This window comes from Streptococcus suis (assembly GCF_002960425.1).
Taxonomy (GTDB): Bacteria; Bacillota; Bacilli; order Lactobacillales; family Streptococcaceae; genus Streptococcus; species Streptococcus suis_S.
In genome coordinates this window covers 1-753 of the sequence record NZ_POIZ01000072.1, presented here as the reverse complement: position 1 = coordinate 753, position 753 = coordinate 1, and the positions used below count along the sequence as shown (strand labels likewise).

1 protein-coding gene is annotated in these 753 nt (G+C 41.2%); it reads left to right on the top strand.

What is annotated here, in order from left to right; translation table 11 throughout:
• Positions 1-753, top strand: a 753-nt coding sequence (locus tag C1G57_RS09135) for a transposase (protein ID WP_153045624.1), incomplete at both ends; no start/stop codon positions are given.

The window sequence follows — 753 nt, the reverse complement described above, 5'->3', positions numbered from 1 at the left end:
CGTTTTTATGACAAGCTAGTTCAAGAAGGGGTGAATACTGCCTTGTCCAAGGAAGAATGCCTCACTAGCGAGGGACTCAAACAACTCCTACATGAGACAGAACAAGTATTGGACGAGGTGGAAGAAGCTATCTCACAAGAGCCGAAAGTCATTAAAGGTGGATCAGCCAACAGACAGAAACGAAGAAGAATTAAGAAACTAAAGAGAAAGTTGAAAGAGGATTTTCTTGTTCGGAAACAGAAGTACGAACGAGATAAACAGATTCTACAAGAGCGAAATTCCTATTCTAAAACGGATCACGATGCAACATTCATGCGAATGAAAGAAGATCATATGAAGAATGGTCAGCTCAAGCCTGGTTACAACCTCCAACTTGGCACAAACAGCCAGTTTGCCTTAGCTTACGGACTGTTTCCGAATCCAACTGACACTCGGACACTCAAGCCTTTTCTTCAATCCATCCAAACCCTAGAACTCTTTCAACACATTGTCGCAGATGCAGGTTATGGAAGTGAAGAAAATTATAGCTTTATCCTTGATGACCTGGGGAAAACACCTCTGATTCCCTACGGAACATATCAGAAAGAGCAGAAGAAAAGCTATAAGAAGAGTGATGCCAATCCTGAAAACTGGACTTACTTAGAAGATTCTGACCAGTGGATAAAACCAGATGGGGTTGTCTACTCGTTTAAGAATTATTCACGAAGAACGGAGCAGAATGGTTTTGAGAAAGATATTAAGATTTACGAAGCT